General features: G+C 62.3%; 20 protein-coding genes. 7 read left to right on the plus strand and 13 right to left on the minus strand.

Annotated elements, in window-relative coordinates:
• Positions 1–229: 229 nt before the first annotated feature.
• The gene (locus BHMPCIPO_RS22100) at positions 230–796 is read right to left on the minus strand and encodes a methylated-DNA--[protein]-cysteine S-methyltransferase (protein ID WP_173518968.1); all 567 of its coding nucleotides are present in this window, start codon (positions 794–796) and stop codon (positions 230–232) included.
• A gap of 140 nt (positions 797–936) precedes the next feature.
• Here BHMPCIPO_RS22100 and BHMPCIPO_RS22105 point away from each other — a divergent pair, with 140 nt between their 5' ends.
• Both BHMPCIPO_RS22105 and BHMPCIPO_RS22110 read left to right on the plus strand, forming a co-directional pair.
• Positions 937–1,164: a hypothetical protein gene (locus BHMPCIPO_RS22105; RefSeq protein ID WP_173518969.1), complete on the plus strand. Its 228-nt coding sequence runs from the start codon at positions 937–939 to the stop codon at positions 1,162–1,164.
• A 66-nt stretch (positions 1,165–1,230) separates the two neighbouring features.
• A complete protein-coding gene (locus tag BHMPCIPO_RS22110; RefSeq protein WP_173518970.1) occupies positions 1,231–1,719 on the plus strand; it encodes an RrF2 family transcriptional regulator in 489 nt (162 codons plus the stop codon).
• Here BHMPCIPO_RS22110 and BHMPCIPO_RS22115 read toward each other — a convergent pair.
• The 4 genes from BHMPCIPO_RS22115 to BHMPCIPO_RS22130 form a co-directional block, all read right to left on the minus strand.
• Entirely contained in the window at positions 1,702–1,923 is a 222-nt protein-coding gene (locus tag BHMPCIPO_RS22115; RefSeq protein ID WP_173518971.1) for a hypothetical protein, read from the minus strand. The genes BHMPCIPO_RS22110 and BHMPCIPO_RS22115 overlap by 18 nt on opposite strands.
• Positions 1,924–2,171: 248 nt before the next feature.
• Positions 2,172–2,579: a cupin domain-containing protein gene (locus tag BHMPCIPO_RS22120; RefSeq protein ID WP_173518972.1), complete on the minus strand. Its 408-nt coding sequence runs from the start codon at positions 2,577–2,579 to the stop codon at positions 2,172–2,174.
• Between the two features lie 51 nt (positions 2,580–2,630).
• The gene (locus BHMPCIPO_RS22125; protein WP_173518973.1) at positions 2,631–3,383 is read right to left on the minus strand and encodes an SDR family oxidoreductase; all 753 of its coding nucleotides are present in this window, start codon (positions 3,381–3,383) and stop codon (positions 2,631–2,633) included.
• Between the two features lie 59 nt (positions 3,384–3,442).
• Positions 3,443–3,922, minus strand: a complete 480-nt coding sequence (locus BHMPCIPO_RS22130; RefSeq protein ID WP_173518974.1) for a carboxymuconolactone decarboxylase family protein — start codon at positions 3,920–3,922, stop codon at positions 3,443–3,445.
• A 131-nt stretch (positions 3,923–4,053) separates the two neighbouring features.
• Between BHMPCIPO_RS22130 and BHMPCIPO_RS22135 the strand changes: the two genes are divergently transcribed.
• Positions 4,054–4,959, plus strand: coding sequence for a LysR family transcriptional regulator (locus BHMPCIPO_RS22135; RefSeq protein WP_173518975.1), 906 nt, complete (start codon positions 4,054–4,056; stop codon positions 4,957–4,959).
• 16 nt (positions 4,960–4,975) lie between these two features.
• On the opposite strand, the gene BHMPCIPO_RS22140 is transcribed toward BHMPCIPO_RS22135, so the two are convergent.
• Positions 4,976–5,461 (minus strand): Lrp/AsnC family transcriptional regulator, encoded by a 486-nt coding sequence (locus BHMPCIPO_RS22140; protein WP_173518976.1) that lies wholly within the window; start codon positions 5,459–5,461, stop codon positions 4,976–4,978.
• A gap of 131 nt (positions 5,462–5,592) precedes the next feature.
• Here BHMPCIPO_RS22140 and BHMPCIPO_RS22145 point away from each other — a divergent pair, with 131 nt between their 5' ends.
• Both BHMPCIPO_RS22145 and BHMPCIPO_RS22150 read left to right on the plus strand, forming a co-directional pair.
• Complete coding sequence (locus BHMPCIPO_RS22145) at positions 5,593–6,009, plus strand: DUF2000 domain-containing protein (protein ID WP_173518977.1); 417 nt, start codon at positions 5,593–5,595, stop codon at positions 6,007–6,009.
• A 317-nt stretch (positions 6,010–6,326) separates the two neighbouring features.
• Positions 6,327–7,505, plus strand: a complete 1,179-nt coding sequence (locus BHMPCIPO_RS22150) for an MFS transporter (RefSeq protein ID WP_173518978.1) — start codon at positions 6,327–6,329, stop codon at positions 7,503–7,505.
• Between the two features lie 76 nt (positions 7,506–7,581).
• Here the strand turns inward: BHMPCIPO_RS22150 and ycaC are convergent, their stop codons facing one another.
• Positions 7,582–8,208 carry an isochorismate family cysteine hydrolase YcaC gene (ycaC, locus tag BHMPCIPO_RS22155; protein WP_173518979.1) on the minus strand — a complete coding sequence of 209 codons (627 nt, stop codon included), beginning with the start codon at positions 8,206–8,208 and terminating at the stop codon, positions 7,582–7,584.
• 146 nt (positions 8,209–8,354) lie between these two features.
• Between ycaC and BHMPCIPO_RS22160 the strand changes: the two genes are divergently transcribed.
• Positions 8,355–9,302, plus strand: a complete 948-nt coding sequence (locus BHMPCIPO_RS22160; RefSeq protein ID WP_173518980.1) for a LysR substrate-binding domain-containing protein — start codon at positions 8,355–8,357, stop codon at positions 9,300–9,302.
• A gap of 214 nt (positions 9,303–9,516) precedes the next feature.
• A complete protein-coding gene (locus BHMPCIPO_RS22165; protein WP_173518981.1) occupies positions 9,517–9,810 on the plus strand; it encodes a hypothetical protein in 294 nt (97 codons plus the stop codon).
• A gap of 111 nt (positions 9,811–9,921) precedes the next feature.
• Here the strand turns inward: BHMPCIPO_RS22165 and BHMPCIPO_RS22170 are convergent, their stop codons facing one another.
• From BHMPCIPO_RS22170 to BHMPCIPO_RS22195, 6 genes are all read right to left on the minus strand, one after another.
• On the minus strand, positions 9,922–10,620 hold the full coding sequence (locus BHMPCIPO_RS22170; RefSeq protein WP_173518982.1) for an aspartate/glutamate racemase family protein: 699 nt from the start codon (positions 10,618–10,620) through the stop codon (positions 9,922–9,924).
• Between the two features lie 446 nt (positions 10,621–11,066).
• A complete protein-coding gene (locus tag BHMPCIPO_RS22175; RefSeq protein WP_173518983.1) occupies positions 11,067–11,912 on the minus strand; it encodes a sugar phosphate isomerase/epimerase family protein in 846 nt (281 codons plus the stop codon).
• Positions 11,909–13,219, minus strand: a complete 1,311-nt coding sequence (locus tag BHMPCIPO_RS22180; RefSeq protein ID WP_173518984.1) for a DUF6005 family protein — start codon at positions 13,217–13,219, stop codon at positions 11,909–11,911. The genes BHMPCIPO_RS22175 and BHMPCIPO_RS22180 overlap by 4 nt, the downstream gene beginning before the upstream one ends.
• Positions 13,216–14,496 carry an AMP-binding protein gene (locus BHMPCIPO_RS22185; RefSeq protein WP_173518985.1) on the minus strand — a complete coding sequence of 427 codons (1,281 nt, stop codon included), beginning with the start codon at positions 14,494–14,496 and terminating at the stop codon, positions 13,216–13,218. Before BHMPCIPO_RS22185 ends, BHMPCIPO_RS22180 begins: the two co-directional genes overlap by 4 nt.
• Entirely contained in the window at positions 14,480–16,228 is a 1,749-nt protein-coding gene (locus tag BHMPCIPO_RS22190; protein WP_173518986.1) for an IucA/IucC family protein, read from the minus strand. Before BHMPCIPO_RS22190 ends, BHMPCIPO_RS22185 begins: the two co-directional genes overlap by 17 nt.
• The gene (locus BHMPCIPO_RS22195; RefSeq protein WP_173518987.1) at positions 16,212–17,996 is read right to left on the minus strand and encodes an IucA/IucC family protein; all 1,785 of its coding nucleotides are present in this window, start codon (positions 17,994–17,996) and stop codon (positions 16,212–16,214) included. The genes BHMPCIPO_RS22190 and BHMPCIPO_RS22195 overlap by 17 nt, the downstream gene beginning before the upstream one ends.
• Positions 17,997–18,082 lie beyond the last annotated feature (86 nt).

Raw genomic sequence — 18,082 nt, forward strand, 5'->3', positions numbered from 1 at the left:
ATCCGATCGGGCAGCTTCGACAACATTTTGAAAACACTATGTATTTCGTGAAATGCCGATGAAGCTTGTAACATATCTTGAGCAGCATGCCTGAGAACCTCTCGGGAAGAGGGTGGCAGGGCGCAACCACCAATCCACACCTGTTCCCACAACACACGCGCACGGCGTCCCAATTGGTTCGGCAAAAGCGACTTTCAGTGCCGGATCCGTGGGGCGATCGCCGAAGTCTTTAGAACCCGAAGGACTGTTGCGTCGGTTCGGCCGTCTGACCCAAATGGACGCCTTCCAGCTCGAGCATGCGGGTCTTGGTGGTGGAACCGCCGGGCGCCGAGAAGCCGCCAATCTTGCCGCCGGCGGCAAGCACCCGGTGACAAGGGATGATCAAGGCTACCGGATTCCTGGCCATGGCCTGACCGACATCACGCGCCGCCTCCGGCCCGGCACCCAGCTCTTTTGCCAGCGCACCATAGGTGGTGGTCTGTCCCCAGCGCAGCGCGCGGGTCGCGGCATAGATGCGGCGGAAGATCTCGTCCTGGCCTTCCAGATCGACCGTGAACCCGGTGAAGTCGACTTCCTTGCCGTCGAAGTAGCGTCGGACGGCTTCCACGGCTTCCCGGATTTCGGAGGTCGGCTGGGAAGCCTCGGCGACCGGCAGACGCCGCAACAGTAGCCGCTCGGTTGCCTCTGCCGTACGGGTCGGCAGCTGGAAGCGCGTGATGCCCACTTCGTTCCAGGCGATACCGCAAAACCCGGCGGCAGTCTCGAAGATGAAATAGCGATGTCCTGCCTGGCCCATCGGTACGGTCTCCCTGTGTCTCCCCATCAAAATCGTGCCGGAGGGGCAAGAATTCAACCCGTTTCCTGCCATGATGGCCGCCGCTTGACTGCGCGACGGCTACAATTTCATCACCATCTCGCTCGGCAAATGCGCTCGCCGTGCTGGCGCTGGCGCTGGCGATGATCTGGCCCGGCCTGCGCGCTTTCGGCAATCCGCCGCTGAAGATCGCCTCCGCACTTTTCGGACCGATCCTCTGGATCGCAGTGACCTACTTCTCCGATTTTTTCCGCGAAAGCGTCACGATGCTTCCTGAGCCGGGACATCGCGCACCGCAGCGAACTGCCTGCACCGCAAGGTGCAGCGCTGTTTACACGGCGGCAAAATAGGGATATTTGTTATCCTTAATAGGTGCGGATGGCACCGGCCGGACGAGTGCATGATCGTTAGAACACATGATCCTTAAGAGCCAAGTCGAATGGGCGTTGCATTGCTGTGCGATCCTCGCGGGCCTGCCTGAGGGCCGTTACCTCTCGACGAAGGCGCTTGCCGAGTTCCACGGGCTCCCCAAGGAATATCTGTCGAAGGCGCTGCAGAGCCTCTCGCAAGCCGGCCTTGTCCACACCACCCTCGGTCCGTCGGGCGGATATCGGCTGGCAAAAGCGCCGGCCGAACTGACCTTTCTCGATATTGTCGAAGCGGTCGAAGGCAAGGCGCGAACCTTCGTCTGCACCAACATCAGGGCCAACAATCCCTGTCGCGCACCTGGTTATTGCGAAAGCACGCCGTGTGCGGTGGCGCGCATCATGTGGGAAGCGGACGAAGCCTGGCGCGAGAAACTGCGCAATGTGCGCTTGTCCGACCTGATCGAGATCCTGTCGAAGGAAATTCCCGCAGACCTCATGAAGCGTACGTTCGGCTGGGTGCTAGAGCGCGCCGGCTGAACGAAGTCCGGTGTCTGTCTCGGCAGGCGGCGCATAAAGATATGCCTGCGGCGGCAATGCAAGCGAAAGACCGTCTTGGCGACATTGGTCATGGACGCGCGCGATCACCTCGTTGCGGGCGGGGGTCCGTTCTGCCGGGCTCTTGACGCGAAACTGCAGTTCAACCTCGATCGCCACCGCGTCGATCGCCTTGAGGGCGACCACCGGCGGCGGCTCGTGCACGATCCGGACGCAGCCATATAGCGCCGTCCGCAGAAGAAGAGGATCTGGACGATCAGCCTGGCCGTGGGGCGGTCGCGACCCTGCAGGTGCCAGACGACAATGCCGGCAACCCCGAGAAGATTGATCAGGACGAGCGGCAATGGCAGATTGTCGGCGAACATGATCGGCTCCAAAGGTTGCGCCCGAACGAAAGGGCCGGCTGCGCGATCGGCACCCGGCCCTTCCTTGCGTTACTTCGTCATCGGATAGGTCAGTTCCTTCTCGGCAGTATCGACCACGAAAACAGCAAGCAGCTTGGCCGGTTCGGTCTTGCTGCCGTTTTCACTGACGCCATGACGATCGCCGGGCATCTCGGAGAAACTCTCACCAGCCTTGTACTCCTTGACCGGGCCGTCATTGACCTTGCTTCGGATCGTGCCTTCGAGCACCGTTGCGTAGATGAAGGCCGTGCTCGGATGGGTATGCGCTTCCGAGGAACCGCCCGGCCCATATTCCACCAGCACACCCTTGATGCTCTTGCCTGGCACGTTTGGCAGTTCATGCTCGTAGACGAGCGTAACCTTGGAAGCGTCGCCAGCAGCGGCTGATCCAAACAATGCGGCCGTGACCGCAAGAGCGGAAACGAGTGACTTGATCATGTCGGAAATCCTTTCGGGTCTGGTGGTGTGCGCCAAGCACATGGAGTTTGGTCACTTGCGAGCGGAGGTGGCGAACCACTGCTCGAAGGTGATGCGGCCGAGCCGCGGGTTGTTGTCGGAGACGAGCGAACCGTCCTCCAGACGTGCGCCGAAATAGCGCGCCTGGGGATCCGGCTCGACCTTGCGGCTGTCCCCGCTGGCCTCGAGATAGCGCGCGACGAGATCGCTGAGACGCGAGCGCTCCGGGCCAGCAATTTCGGTCGTGCCGTTGGCAGGCGCGGCAAGGGCGATCTCGGCCATGGCGTCAGCAACATCGTCCGAGGCGATCGGCTGCACGTAGGCGGGGGACAGATGCACCGTGTCGCCGACGGTTCCCGACTGGGCGATGCCGCCCAGGAACTCCATGAACTGGGTCGAGTGCACGATCGTATAGGGAATGCCGCCGGCCTTGATCAGCTTCTCCTGGGCGAGCTTGCCGCGGAAATAACCGCTTTCCTGCAACCGCTCGGTGCCGACGACCGAAAGCGCGACATGATGTTTGACGCCCGCCGCCTTTTCGGCCGCAAGCAGGTTGCGGCCGGAGGTCTCGAAGAACGCGAGCACCGCCTCGCCCTCGAAAGAGGGCGAATTGGCAAGATCGACGACGACGTCGCAACCGGCAAGCGCCTCAGCGAGGCCTTCGCCCGTGATCGTGTTCACGCCGGTATTCGGGGAGGCGGCGATCACCTCGTGGCCCTGCTTTCGCAGGCGCTCGACCGTCTTGGAGCCGATAAGGCCCGTTCCGCCGATGATGACGATTTTCATGGGATCCTCCAATCGCTACGGCGCACGCGCCGCGCTGCTCGATCACTCTGGAACAGGGGTCAGTTCAGTCCGGCCTTGTCGAGGCCATAGAGTTTGTCGGCCGAACCGGGCACGTTCTTGAAGGCGACGCTGACACGGTTCCACGCATTGATGACCGAGATTGCCAAGGTCAGGTCAGAGATTTCCTTCTCCGAAAGCTGGCCGCGTACGCGCTCGTAAACTTCATCCGGAATGCCGCCTTCGGGCAATTTCGTCACCGCCTCGGTCCAGGCCAGCGCTGCGCGTTCGCGCGGGATGAAGAGGTTCGATTCGCGCCAGATCGCGACATGGTAGAGGCGCAACTCGCTCTCGCCGTGGATCTTCGCTTCCTTCACATGCATGTCGAGGCAGAAGGCGCAGCCGTTGATCTGCGAAGCCCGGATGTTCACGAGGTCGCGGATCTTCTGCTCGATGACGCTGTCCTTCAGGCTGAAGCTGAGGTCGGAGAGCTTCTTCACGAACTCGGGGGAATGCTGTGCGTAGTTCAGGCGCTGTGTCATGGCTTCTTGCTCCGTTATTAAGGACATCAAATATCCTTATGGACACAAGATATCCTTAATCGCTGGACAGTAAAGCGCATTGGGCATACATTCGGCGCATAAGCCTTATGCCGAAACGTTTGGGGACCTGAATGGACATCGTCTCTGCGCTGAGAGCCTTCTTGCGGGTGGCGGAAACGGGCTCGTTCTCCGCAGCAGCGCTCGACCTCAACCTGACACAGCCGGCCGTGTCGCGGCAGGTATCGGCGCTGGAAGAGCACTTGAACACGCGCCTTCTGCATCGAACGACGAGCGCGCTGGCGCTCACCGCCGAGGGTGAACATATGATTCCGATGGCGCTGAGAGTGGTCGAAGCGGTCGACGCACTCAACGAGGCGTCCTGCGCCGAGACCGCCATGGTGTCCGGACGCGTACGGCTCACCCTGCCTGCACCGCTCGGCCTCTATGTCAGCGACCGTCTCGCTGCCTTCCTCGAGCGGCATCCGGGCCTGTCGGTCGAATTGACCTTCCGCGAAGAACCGTCTGATCTCGTCGGCGAAGGCATCGATCTCGAAGTGCGTCTCGGTCCTGTTTCAGACAGCAGCCTGATGTGCCGTCGCATCGGCTGGACGACCGCCTTTCTCGTGGCAGCACCCGGCTATCTCGACGGAAGAAGCGCACCGAAAACACCGGATGAGATCGGTGGCCACGAATGTATCTGTTATAGCCGCGCCGGAGACGGGCGCTCCTGGACCTTTTCCGATGGATCCGACGACATCTTCGTGCGCATCGCACCGCGTCTCGTGGCCAACAACGCGGTGGCCGTGCATCGGGCGGTATTGGCAGGGGGCGGACTTGCGGTTCTTTCACATATCCTGGCCTGCCCTGACATCGAAGCCGGCAGGCTGGTGAACGTCATGCCAGACTTTCCGCCGGCACGCCTGCCGATCAGCGTCGTCTATCCGTCACGCCGGAACATGCCGCTGAGGGTGCGGACGGTTCTCGACTTCCTCGTGCAGGTCGTCCGGGAGGACCCCTTGATGGCGTCCGCCTCCTGACCACGAAACGCTTCGCTCAGCGGTGGCCGGTCGTCGCGCGCAAAGGGAGGCCGCTGAAGGCCTTGATCTCCTTCAGGACGAAGGTCGTCTGCATTTCCTTGATGCAGGGCAGTCGCCGCACGACCTTCATGGCGAAGTCCGAGTAGGAATCGAGGTCGGATGAAACGACCTGGAGAAGGAAGTCCGCATCGCCGGCAATGCTGTAGCAGGCTACGACGCTGTCGAGCTTCATCACTTCGTCAGCAAAGGCATCAGCTTCCGCCTCCGTGTGGCTGTCGATTTTTACCCGGATGAAGGCAAGCACCCCCAAGCCGATTTCCCTCCGGCTCAGGACGGCCATGTAGCCCTGAATGACACCATCGTCCTCAAGCTGGCGCACGCGCCGCCAGCACGGCGAGGTCGACATGCCGACTTCCTTCGAAAGCGCCTGGTTGCTCAGGCGCCCGTCATTTTGCAACGCGGTCAATATCTTCACGTCGCCAGGCGTCAAAGTCGCAGGCATATTCTACCTCACTGATCTCTCCTCTTGGTAGAACCTACCCCATCCTAACAATTTTCCGCAACATCCGAAAGAACCTACCTCGAAGCTCGGTCTATTCTCCCGATCGAGAAACAGAGAAGGAACAGACCACCGTGCTTCAGGACATCCGCCTCGCCATCGTCGTCAATCCGGAGTTGTCACCGGGCCACCTCGCCAACACCATCGCGGCGATTTCCATCGGCATCGGCTCGGCGATGCCCGACCTTGGCAACCAGAGACTGACGGACAGCAGGCAGAATACGATCGATATCAGCTCCAACCGCCCCGTACCGGTTCTCCAGGCCGATAGTCGCACGATCGGCGCACTGCTTCTAAAGGCGCTGCCGAAACAGGAGGACCGCATCGTCGTGCCGTTTCCGGCCTTCGCACGCTCGCTACACAACTTTACGGATTATGAGGCCCAGTTCCCCGAGCGAGACCTTGCAGAGGAAGCGATCGACGGCATCGGCCTCGCCGGCACCGTCAAATGGGTGAAGTCGCTGACGGGGTCCCTGAAGCTGCTCAGGTGATCCGCATCGAACGGCAGGCGTGCGGCGTCCATTCGCAGGGACGCCGCCCATGCTCATGTATATTTTTTTCACATCAGCGAAGCATCACACGGCAAGGTGGCGACACATTCGCAACACCCTCCCGCCATTCGCTCCGGAATGGTTGCATTCCCGCCAGAGAGGCTCTTTTCAAGCTTGACGACATCTGTCGTGCACTACAAGCTTTGAAAACGATTTTCAGAATATCAAAATTGCTTCATAGACCGCATCGGTTCGACGGCGCCGCCGCTGCCGAGGCTGGAGTGTGCGATACCGATATCTATTGGGGAACAATGCGCATGACCAATCAACGGCTCATCATGCTGATCTTCTTCCTTCAGCCGATTGCCTTCGGCGCCTGGCTGCCGCGCATTCCCGATGTACAGCAGCGGCTTGGTCTGGGACCGGCGGAGCTCGCCGTTGCCCTCCTCGGCATGCCGCTGGGCATCTTGCTTACCCTGCCCTTCGCCGGGCGTTTCGTCGCCTGGATCGGCGGCCGAGCCACCATCCTCTACGGTTTCGTGGTCTTTCTGGCACTTGTCTGGCTGCCGACATGGGCGTCAAGCATCGAAGGACTCTTCGTGACACTCGCCATCGTCGGCGTGGCGCTGGCAACGCTCGAACTCGGCCTCAACGTCGAGGCCGACGCGATCGAAAAACACTCCGGGCAGTTGATCATGAGCACCTGCCACGGGTTCTGGAGCCTCGGCATCATGACCGGAAGCCTGATCGGTGTCGGCTTCGCCGCGCTCCGCGTCGCGCCGGAATGGGCCGTGCCGCTGACGGCCGCGCTCATGCTGCCGATCAGCGTCTTCTTTGCCAGCAAGCTGCCGCGCCTCCAGACCGGCGAGACCGCGGCTGCGGAGACGGCGCCATCCAGGCGACGGTTGCCGAGCCTTGCACTGCTTGGCGTCTGCTTCTTCGTTTTCGGCATCACCATGACCGAAGGCGCCGTGGCGGACTGGTCGGCCGTCTTCCTTCGCGACGTCTTCGGGCTTTCCGCCGCCAGCGCCGGTTTCGGTTATTCGATCTTCGCCTTCATGGTGGCAGCCGGCCGCTTCGCCGGCGACCGGCTGAAGGCAAGCTATGGACCAGTTGCCGTCGCGCGCGCCTGCAGCATTGCCAGCGTTACCGGGCTGGTTCTGGTGGTCATCAGCCCAGCTGCTTGGGCAGCGCTTGCCGGTTTTGCCGCCATGGGCTTCGGCGTTTCAGTCGGGTTCCCGCTCGCCGTCACCGCTGCGGCCGACCAGAAGGACCGGCCAGCCGCCGCCAGCGTCGCCATCCTGTCCTTCATCGCGCTCTTGGGCTTCCTGCTCGGACCGCCGCTGATCGGCCTCGTCGCCGAACACAGCGACATGCGCTTCGGCCTTAGCGTGCTCGTGCCTTTCCTCGTGATCAGCCTGCTTTTGACCGGCCGGCTGAAACCCGCCGCCCGCGTCACCGTGCAAGATGCTCAACGGGCCGCCAGCCGCGCGTAACGGCCATCGCGATATGCCATGCGAAAAGCCCCGGCCGAAAACGACCGGGGCTTTCACTGTCAGCGGCAGGCGTGCCTTACTTGCGCGCCGCCATGGTGTTGTAGCTGGTGATGAGGTTGCGGTAGTCGGGGATGTGGTTGGAAAACAGCGTACCGAGACCCTCGATGTCGTTGCGCCAGTCGCGGTGCAGTTCGCAGGCAACGCCGAACCAGGTCATCAGTTGAACGCCGGCGGCGGTCATGCGCGACCAGGCGGAATCGCGAGTCACCTCGTTGAACGTGCCGGAGGCGTCGGTGACCACGAAGACCTCGAAGCCTTCTTCGATTGCCGAAAGCGCCGGAAACGCGACACAAACCTCGGTCACCACGCCGGCGATCAGCAACTGCTTCTTGCCAGTGGCCTTCACCGCCTTGACGAAGTCCGCGTTGTCCCAGGCATTGATCTGACCCGGACGGGGAATGAAGGGCGCGTCGGGAAACAGTTCCTTCAGTTCCGGCACCAACGGGCCGTTCGGGCCGTCTTCGAAGCTGGTGGTGAGAACCGTCGGCAGCTTGAAATATTTGGCGAGATCGCCGAGCGCCAGGACATTGTTCTTGAACTTGTCCGGATCGAAGTCGCGCACCAACGACAGGAGACCGGTCTGATGGTCGACGAGCAGGACGGCAACATCATCCTTGTTGAGACGTACGTAGGGCTTGGTCATCGGAAGTCCTTTCCTTCGCTTGGTTTCCATCACCGCCGGCGGTGCGTTCGTCGCGGCCTGATCCGCTGTGATTGGGTGTAGGCTACTGCAGGACCGACCATGCAAAAAGATTGTGAAATTCGACGCAGCGTTCTATTTGTAGAACGATGCAAGACCTGAACGACCTCTATTATTTCGTGCAAGTCGTGGAGCATGGCGGCTTTGCGGCAGCGGCACGGGCGACCGGAACGCAAAAGTCCCGATTGAGCCGACGGATCGCGATGCTGGAGGACCGGGTTGGCGTCCGGCTGATCCAGCGCTCGCCGCGCCGCTTCTACGTCACCGATGTCGGCCGCGAATATTACCAGCGCTGCGTCGCCGTGTTGATCGAAGCCGAAGCGGCCGATGCCTTCATCGCGCAGCACCAGGGAGAGCCGCAGGGCACCATCCGGGTGAGTTGCCCGACGGCACTGATCTCCTTCCAATTCGGCCGGCTCTTCGCCCGGTTCATGACCGCCCATCCGAAAATCAGCCTGCAGCTCGAAAGCACCAACCGCCGCGTGGACGTGATCGCCGAGGGCTTCGACGTCTCGATCCGGGTGCGGTTTCCGCCGCTGGAAAGAAGCGAGCTCGTCATGCGCAAGCTCGACGACAGTTCGCAATATCTCGTCGCCAAACCGGGCTTCCTCAAGGAGCCGATCCGGGTGCCCGAGCAACTGACGGGACTCGCGAGCCTTGCCTGGACATCCGCCACCCACAGCTATGAATGGCGGCTGGAAAGTTCCTCGGGAGAGCAAGCGGTCATCCGGCATGAGCCGCGCTTCCTGACCGACGATATGGCGGCGCTGCGCGAGGCCGCACTCGACGGCGCCGGCATCGTGCAGTTGCCGACGATGATGATCTGGAAGGACCTTGCGGCCGGAACCCTGGTGCCGGTGCTGCCGCAATGGCGGCCGGCGTCAGGCATCGTTCACGCCGTCTTTCCCTCGAAGCGCGGGCTTTTGCCGTCGGTTCGCACCTTCATCGACTTTCTCGCCCAGGAATGCGCTGCCGACCGCCTGACGATCGACGAGAGCCTGGCATGGCCGACGAAGACCACCCATATAGGTGGCTGAAGCGCCGCGAAGGCAACTCTCTTGCCGTAGGTCGCGACCCATGCGCGGGGCGCATAGTAGCCATTCCTTGCATACCGCGCCGCTATTCACGATTTTAGTGGGGAAGCCGCGTTCGACGCCGGCTCCCTTTAACGATCCATCACAGTCGTAGACTTTTCCCCCGGCCCTCTGGCCGGCGCGGCCAATTCCGGCTTGAACAACAGGGAAGGTAATCATGCAGACATCTGCCAAGACGCTTGACGCCAAGACACTGGACAAGATGACGCTTCACGAGCGTTCGGACATGATGGCGCTCGTCGCAGACGCACTCGAGGCGACGGCCGAAAAGGCCTATGAGATTGGCGATGATCGGTTCGCAGAGAATTCGATCAGCCTCGCCAACATCATCACCAGCTGTGCCGACGATCTGGTCACAGGCAACTTGCCGGCAGCCGAACTTCTACTGCAGCAGGGCATCGCGTTGGTCAGCCTGTTTCAGGGCGAGCCCCGAGCATTCACCTTACACTAAAGCTTGCGATCACGGCCGGCGGTTCCGCCGGCCGTCAAAGCATCGCGCGGCCAGCGCACCTCCGTCAGCACCCTGCCCGACCCGGCAGCAGTCGAATGGCATCTCAGCCACTCACGCGCCTTCGAGGGCGAGGTCCACGGCGGCGAGCGCGTGGATCTCGGTGGTGTCGAAGACCGGGACCGGGCTGTCTGCCTGCGAAATCAGAAGCATGATCTCCGTGCAGCCCATGATGATCGCTTCCGCGCCCGCATCGACGAGCCGCGCGATGATGGCGCGATAGGCGTCGCGCGAGCTGTCCTTGACGATGCCGGCGACGAGTTCGCGATAGATAATCTCGTGCACCTTGGCGCGGTCTTCCGCCTCCGGCACCAGCACCTCCAGCCCGAACGCGTCTTTCAGGCGGCCCTTGTAGAAGTCCTGCTCCATGGTGAAGGCCGTGCCGAGCAGGCCAACCTTGCCGAGGCCTGCCGCCCTGATCTTCTCGGCCGTCGGGTCGGCGATATGAAGCAGCGGGATGGAGACGGCTGCCGAAACGTCAGTGGCCATCTTGTGCATGGTGTTGGTGCATATCATCAGGAAATCGGCGCCGCCTGCTTCCAGTCGGCGTGCTGCCGCGATCATTTCCTCCGTCAGCGCCGGCCAATTGCCATCGTGCTGGAGACGCTTGATTTCACCGAAATCCATCGACCACATCAGCGATTTTGCCGAATGCACGCCGCCGAGCCGGTCGCGGACCGTCTCGTTGATGATGCGGTAATACTGGGCGGAGCTCTCCCAGCTCATCCCTCCGATTAGCCCAATGACCTTCACCTGACGTCTCCTCTTTGCACCGACCTTCGAGCTAACAAATCGCCGGCGATAGCGAAAGCTCCTGCGCGCGGGATTTCCCTGATGAACCGGGCGCTTCCTCGGCCGAGACTGCGCCGGCCCTGCCGGCCTCCATCAAGCCTGGCGTTCGACAACGCCCGTGACACGACGGCCTCCGGTCGACGCCGTGCCGATTGCTGATCCGACACGCCGCCATGCCCGCCGCGGCGTTGCAAGCGACGAGCTCAAGAGCCCCTTGCGCGCCCGACTGTATTCCGGCTAAACGGCGTTACCGGCAGGTCGGGGAGGACCATTTCGTCCAGGTGTAGACGGACCGTCGTCTATCCGGTACCCGCCCGCAAGGCCAGGGGAGCCACGCGCGGCGATCCGCTCGCCGTCATGCGGCACCGCCAAGGTGCCGCCATCAAGGTACTTCTTGTTATCGTGCTTTAGATCTGCGCCGTTCGCAGCGGTCTTTCGCGGCTCTCGATCGACTGGCGCACCCGCCTGCGATCGCGCCCGAGTGTCTCCAGGCAATCATTGCCGAACCACTCCAGCGACGCCTCGGCCTGCGGATCGCCTGAAATCTCCGCAAGAATGCGGTCGTAGTCGACAATCCCTTCGAACAGGGGCGTCATGCCCCTCCGGCTGCCGGCGGCGGCATAGACATTGGCCGGTTCGAAAACGGACAAATCCGAGCGGGCGACGATGTTCTTCAGGTGGTAGTGGCGGATATGCGGCTTCATCGTCCGGTGGACCGCGACGGGATCGTCACCCCCCTCCCACACATGCAGCGTATCGAAGTTGATCGCAAAATAGGGATGGTCGACCTCTTCGATGAGCTGCATGGTCGAGGCCGCGATATCGGCCAACGTCTTCGGATGGGTCTCGGCGAGCAGATGGATGCCGTAGCTGGCGGTGATCACGCATATCTCCTTCAACCGGGCGACAACGCGCTGCCGCTCTTCTGCGCTGGCCGCAAGGCTTCCGACGCTGCCAGCAAAGGTGCGGACCTTGCGCGTGCGCCATCGGCGCGCGAGCCGGCAAAGCTCCACCGCCTTGTGCCGCAAGGTCTCCACCTCGCCATCGAGCGGCAGGTAGTCGCTGATCATCGGCACCGCGAGACCGTAGCCGTCGAGCCAATCGGCATTGCGATCCGATCGCGGCGCCAGGTTGCGCGCGTGCGCGCCCCAGAGCTCGATGCCTTGAAAATCGTTGGCCTCAGCCCAGGCGGCAATCTCGTCGAGCGAGGTGAGATGATGCCGGAACGTAATGGTGCAGAGCGAAACTCTCATCGTGCAATTCTCTTCAATGCAGGAATTTGTTCGGGAAGGACGAGATCGCACCAGAGATCGAAGACCTCGGCGAGCTTGCCCTTGAGCTTCGTCTCCAGCCGATCTGCCTCGTCGAGGCGCTCGAAGACGGTGCCCGCCAGGGTTCGGTCGCCGGTCTGGGCAAGCTTCATGCAGGCGTAGTGCAGGGTCTTCAGCGCCTGAACCAACGCCTCGATCTCCCTGCACCACCTTTCGAACTCTGCCGCCGGCAGCTTCAGCGCCCGCCAGTAGAAGGCAAAACCGTGTTCATAGGCGTATTTCCGGATGGTGATGACGGGAAGTTCGCGCACCGCCGCACCGAGGTTCGAAAGCGCGAGGCCATCCCGTTCTTCAAGATGCGCGGCAACGATCGCGCGGACCGCATCGACCAGCGGGTTTCTGTCTCTGACGAAGCACGCCTCGAAATAGGCTTTCAGATCTTCGGCATGTGGGGCCCGCGCTTCGGCAGTGTCGAAGACGTAACCACCGCCGACGGTCGGCTGCATGATGGCGTGGATAACCTTCTCCCGCGCGATCTCGCCTTCCCAGCGGTAGTCCGGATCGTGCACGAACCAGGTCTTGGGATCGGCGGTCTCCTGCAGCATCAGGTAGTGTGGGAAGGGGTTCTGGTTGAACTTGTTCTCGCGCTCCGGCAGGTGGAACATGTCGAGCATGACCATGACCGAGCCGGTTTCGCTGCGCTGTTTGAGAAGACCGGTGAGCACCGCCAGGTTGTCGAGTTTGGTGCGCTCCGGATCGTACCATTCGACGACGGAGACGCCGTAGAGCCGCTCGAACCAGCCGCGGAAGAACTCCTGGGTGATGTCGGGCGCGTGATAGAGAAGCTCGAACCGGTCGCTCACCGCGAACTTCGCGTCCCAGACACCGAAATAGAACGGCCTCTGGTCCAGCCCGTTTCGTTTCAAGCCATCGGAGACGCAACTGACGAAGCAATGAACCTTGATGTCATAATAGGCTTCACCATGGACACCCTCGTCGGTCGTCCCGCCGGTGAGCGGAAAGGCTGGAACGACGGTCGCTGTCGTTTTCGGCAGATAGAGCGAGACGAGATCGGAGATCGTTTCGATCTCCTGTTTCGCGATCGCTTCTTCCGGCACGGACAGCCCGTATTCGAGCTCGAGATTGAGGAAGATCTCCAGGATCAGGACGGAGTCGAGATAGAGGTCCTCGTTGAGCCGGGCATCCGGACCGAAGCCCTCCATATGCCCATGCGCCATTTTTTCATTCAGAACAGTCTCGATCGCCGTCAGGATTTCGATTTCGGTCATGATGCGGTTCCTGCCATCGGCTTGTTGAATTCCCCGGCCAGATGGCGCGCCGCGACGTCCCGACGGCTAATCTTGCCGTTGGCCTGCCGGGGGACGGCATCGACCTGCAGGATTTCCATTGGCAGCTGGTGGCCGGCGAGATGGCGGCTGCACCATTCGCGCACCGCCTGCGGCGGCACCGGCCCTTCAGCGCTGAAGAGTAAAGCGACGCGCTCCCCGGCGAAGCGGTCGTTCTTGCGGAAGGCGACCGCGTCGGTGATCGCCGGCATCGCCATGACCGTGTCCTCGACGTCCTTCGGATAGACGTTGAGGCCGGAGACGTTGATCATGTCGTCCAACCGCGAAACGAAGACCAGCATGCCATCGGCGCGACGGTAGCCGAGGTCGCGCGTACGGATCGGTGTGCCATCGCTATTGCTAACGACGATCTCGCCGGTGTCCTCGGCGCTGGTGCCCGTTTCGGCAGACAGATGCGGCAGCACAAAGCCCATATCGCCAGCGGCGGTCACATCCGGATTGATCGCGATGCAGCCGGATTCCGAGCAGCCATATTGCTGGAACATGTGCCTGCTCTTCGCGCGGATGTCGGCAAACCACGGATCGGGAAGCAGCGTGCCCGAGGTCATCGTCGCGTGGATCTGTTCGCGCTGAGGCAGCAGTCGCGCCAGCGTGTGCAGGATCGCCGGCGACGAATAGAGCAACGGCCGCTCGGTCTCGCGCAGCACCTTCAGCAGGTATTTCGGATTTGCCGTATTGACGATGACCGGCGTCTGGCCGCGCTTCATCGCCACCAGGATGCCGCAGATCAGCCCATAGGAATGGGTGGTCGGGCAGGCAATGATCGGAGTCATGTCCTCCGGTTCGCGGAAGGTGCGCACGTAACTGTCGATCTCCGCATCGATGTCTTGCCAGCTTCGCGCAACGCATTTCGGAGCACCGGTGGTACCGGAACTCATCTGCAGCAGCGTGCCTTGCGTCGATGCCACCTCCGGCACGTCGAGGACCTCGGCCGTGAGACTATTGTAAAACAGACGATCGCAGCCGGCAGCGATCGCGAGCCTGCGGGCCGCCGGATAGGGCGTGCCGGGATGGATCGGCAGCACGCTCGCACCCGCCTTGCGGATCGAAAAGAACAGCGCCAGCCAGTCGACCGTCTCTGCAAAGCAGACGGCGTAGCGGCCGGTGCTGCAGTCGGAAACGCCGGTCGCGACAGCGAGCTGCGCCGATCTCTCGCTGAAATTGGTCTCCTCGTAGAGCCTGTCATCGATGCGGATCATGCCATCTCCTTTGTTGAAGCGCTTTCCCGGCCAGGGTGTTCGGTATGCTGTGGTGGTATTCCGGCTTGGCGGCGAGGAGCTTCCTGGTCATCAGGGATTCGGTGAGAATGCGGGGTCGGCCGCAGCCGAGCGCAGCCAGCCGCTCCGTCGCCGCATGCGCCACTTCGTAGGAGGCGAGCACGGCTGCGACGCGTTGCCAGAAGAGCGCTTCCGGCAGGTCATAGGCGTGGTCGAGCAAATGGGAGATTTCGCTGAGGTTGAAGACGAACAACGTGTCCATCACCAATTCGCGTAGCGAATCCGGATTGTCCGTCCAGTAGAACCGGTCCGGCTCGGCATCCCGGTAGACCGGGTTCAGCGCCAGGAAATCCGGCGCGTTGCCCGGCTCGCGCAGGAAGCTCGGCGAAAACTCGATGCTCTCGTGGAAATCGCGCAGGATAAGCCTGGCCGGCCAGCCGTCGCGATGGACGAGCAGCATGTTCTGCCCGTGCGCCTCGACCGCCAGACCGTGATGAACGAGCAGATGCCAGACCGGGAGAACCGCGACTTCGATCAGCCGGTTGATCCATGGCATCAGCCCATGGCGCTGGATCCAGTCGTCGGCGAACGGACGTCCGTCCCCTTCCACTATCATCAGGGCATTGAAGGGAATGACGGCCTCGCCGGCTGCAAGCGTGGCTTCGGCATTTGCGCGCCATATGGCAGCGACCTGTCCCGCCAGAGGTCCATCGCGATCGGCGATGATGCCCGCATATTCCTGCAGGATCGTCAGCGGATAACGCTCACCAAAAGCCGGATCGCTCGCAACGATCCCGGCAATCCAGCGCGAGATCACCGGCGCCGTGCAGACCGAATGCGGCTCCAGCGTCCGCCGCGACGAGGTGTTGACGATGTTGAGCGGCAGCTTGAGGCTGGCGGCACCAGGCCGGTCCCTGTTCATGAGCGAGCGAACCGACTGCGTCGCCGCATAGTGGTCGCCCGCCGGCCCCAGGCAAAGCGCCTCCCCCGACGCGATCCAGCCGGAAAGCTCGGTTTCCCGCAGTTCGCGCCATTGCCAGGGGTGGAGCGGGACGAGCCCGAATTCTTCCGGCGAGACGCCGAGTTGCTGCTGCTTCGCGGTCAGCTCGCACCATGCCTCATGCCCGAGTTCCGCCCGCCAGAATGCATCCTCGTCTCCGGGCAAGGCCTGGTGAAGATGTTTGCGCGCGACGAGCAGCCAGACGAGTTGGAACGCCCGACCTGCCTCCGGCCCGTAGGCCGCATGGTCAGCGAAGGAAAAACCGGTGCGCGCCTTGAAGCAGGGATGGTACGGGTGTCCCTCGTCAAGCGCGCCTTCGAGCTCGGCGACGGACAGGGCACGGCGAGGGCGCTGAGGGAGATGGCGTTCGTTCCACGCGCAAAAGGCGATCGTCTGCGAAAGCTCGTCGAGCAGCTTTCCTCGCGTGGGACCACTGCCCGGCAAGGCTGCAACCAGTTGCGCCAGCGCCGGCGCGATCCAGTTGTCCGCGCCTTCGCGGACTTCCACGGAACCCGGCACCAGGCGAAGCCGTCCAAAAGGGCCAATGGTGCCGCGGCAACGATAGTCCCGGCCGCCGAGCGACCACTGAAACTCGACCGCATCCCCTTGGATGTGCTCCCTGGCATTGACGACGCCCTCGAACAGCAGCGCCCCAACGAGCTGGCGAAGCACCCTATCCTCCGGCCGTGCCTTGAGATCAAGAGGCAATGGCATGATCGGTCCTCGGCACTGTCAGGACTGCCGGCGCCCTGAGCGGGTTTGGCACCGGGCGGTAGAGCGCAGGGGCGTGATTGGACTGTAGCTCGTCCACGTCATGGAGGCGGGTCGTCAGATTGGCCTTGGACGCGATCGTCGGCAGGTCGAGAACATGGCGCGCGAATTCACGGCCAGCTCCGGTCATACGGGCGGCATAACCTTCGAGATGCAGGCGCAGTTCGCGCAAGAGCAAGCTCTCGTTGCAGACGCCGTCATGGCCCATGCGACTGACGACCGAGAAGACCTGGTTGACGATCAAATAGTAGGCGAAGCGGTCGCGGACTTCGCAGTCGGCAAAATAGAGAGACGCGATCGTTTGCGTCTCGGGAATATGGCTGACGAGCAGGTTGCGATAGCGTTCGGAGAGATAGAAGCCCTGGTTGTCGCGATAATAGCTGGCCGAGGGATAACCATTGGCCACGTCGAGCAGGCTGTTCTGCTGATGCGCCTCGAGCGCGATGCCATAGTCGTCATAGAGGCGGATCAGCGGTTCGACGGCGCAGTCGAGGTAGCGACGGAACCACAAGAGAGCCGCGTCCGGCAGGCTTTCACCGGTGCGCGCGGCCAGCGCCCGTACGAGGCGTTCCAGGCGGGAAACCTGGCCCGGAAGCGGATCTGCCGTCAGGGCGGCGACCGTCACAACACCCCTGCCCTTCGTGCCCGGAAAAGGGTTCTCCCGCAGGATGACTTCGAAGCCGCTTTCGCTGCGGCCGGGCAGGTCGAGCGTGATGCAGGCGGGGTCCTGGATGATGTGGAAATTTTGGGACCGCGCGGCAAAGCCGATGCGATCGATGAGCTTTGCCATGGCGACGCCCGCCTCGAGCTCCTGGCGCCGATTGAGACGAACCGAGTTGGTGATGCGGACAGGGAGGGAGAACTTGAGCATCCAGTCGGCATCGGCGGCGTAGACCGTGCGTACCGAAGAGGTCGCCGTAAAGGGTTGGCCGGCGGGACCGAGATGGCGCAGCCGCCCTTCCCCGAGCATGGCCTGAATCTCGGGATCGAGCAGCAGTGCTTCCGCCTGCAGCGGGTGCATTGGCAGCAGATGCTCGTCGTTCCCCAGCGCGATGGCCTCTGCGTCCGATCCCATCAATGACCGGACAATCTCGTGGGCCGTCATCGAACGGGCGGATGCGTGCCGCACGCAATCCGCATGGGCCGCAAAATAATGCAGTCTGAACTGCCCGCGCAGTTCCGGTGCGTAGGATTCCTGCTGCCAATAGGTCATGCCTTGCCGACTTTTCGGCGTCGGGTGCTGCCAGTGACCAAAGACGAGCGACTGCTCGGCTTCGATGAAATGGCCGCCTTCCGCCGGTTCGGGCGCCGCCTTGTCGATATAGAGGCTGGTCTGCTGATAGCTTTCGAGCACCCGCATCAGCAGTTCGAGTTCGAAGCCGCGCAAGTTGTCGGCGTGATTGTCATCAGCCTGGCGGTAGCATTCGTGAATGAGAATGTGCAGCGCGGAGATCAACTCGATCTGGCGCCAGGCCATATCCGAGATCCCCCGACCCCAGATCCGGCCAAAATGATGCGGGCCGCAAAGCGACGGCGAAACCACCTCGGCGCGCAGGATCATGTGCTGCCTTGGGAGCGACCATTCCACACAGTCGAAGCTGCCGCCGACGGTTCGATGCATGACCCGGGTGCCCGGGTTCACTTCGCGCAGATAGCAGTTGGCGAAGCTTTGAAAGGTGGCGATTTCTGCGACTTGCCTAGACGATTGCATCCTGTCGGTCCTCGGCACGCGACACGTACAGCCGCGCAATGGCGTTGGCATTCTCGGCCAACACATTGAATTTCTTTTCGAACGAG

It is taken from the genome of Ensifer sesbaniae (genome assembly GCF_013283665.1).
GTDB lineage: Bacteria > Pseudomonadota > Alphaproteobacteria > Rhizobiales > Rhizobiaceae > Ensifer > Ensifer sesbaniae.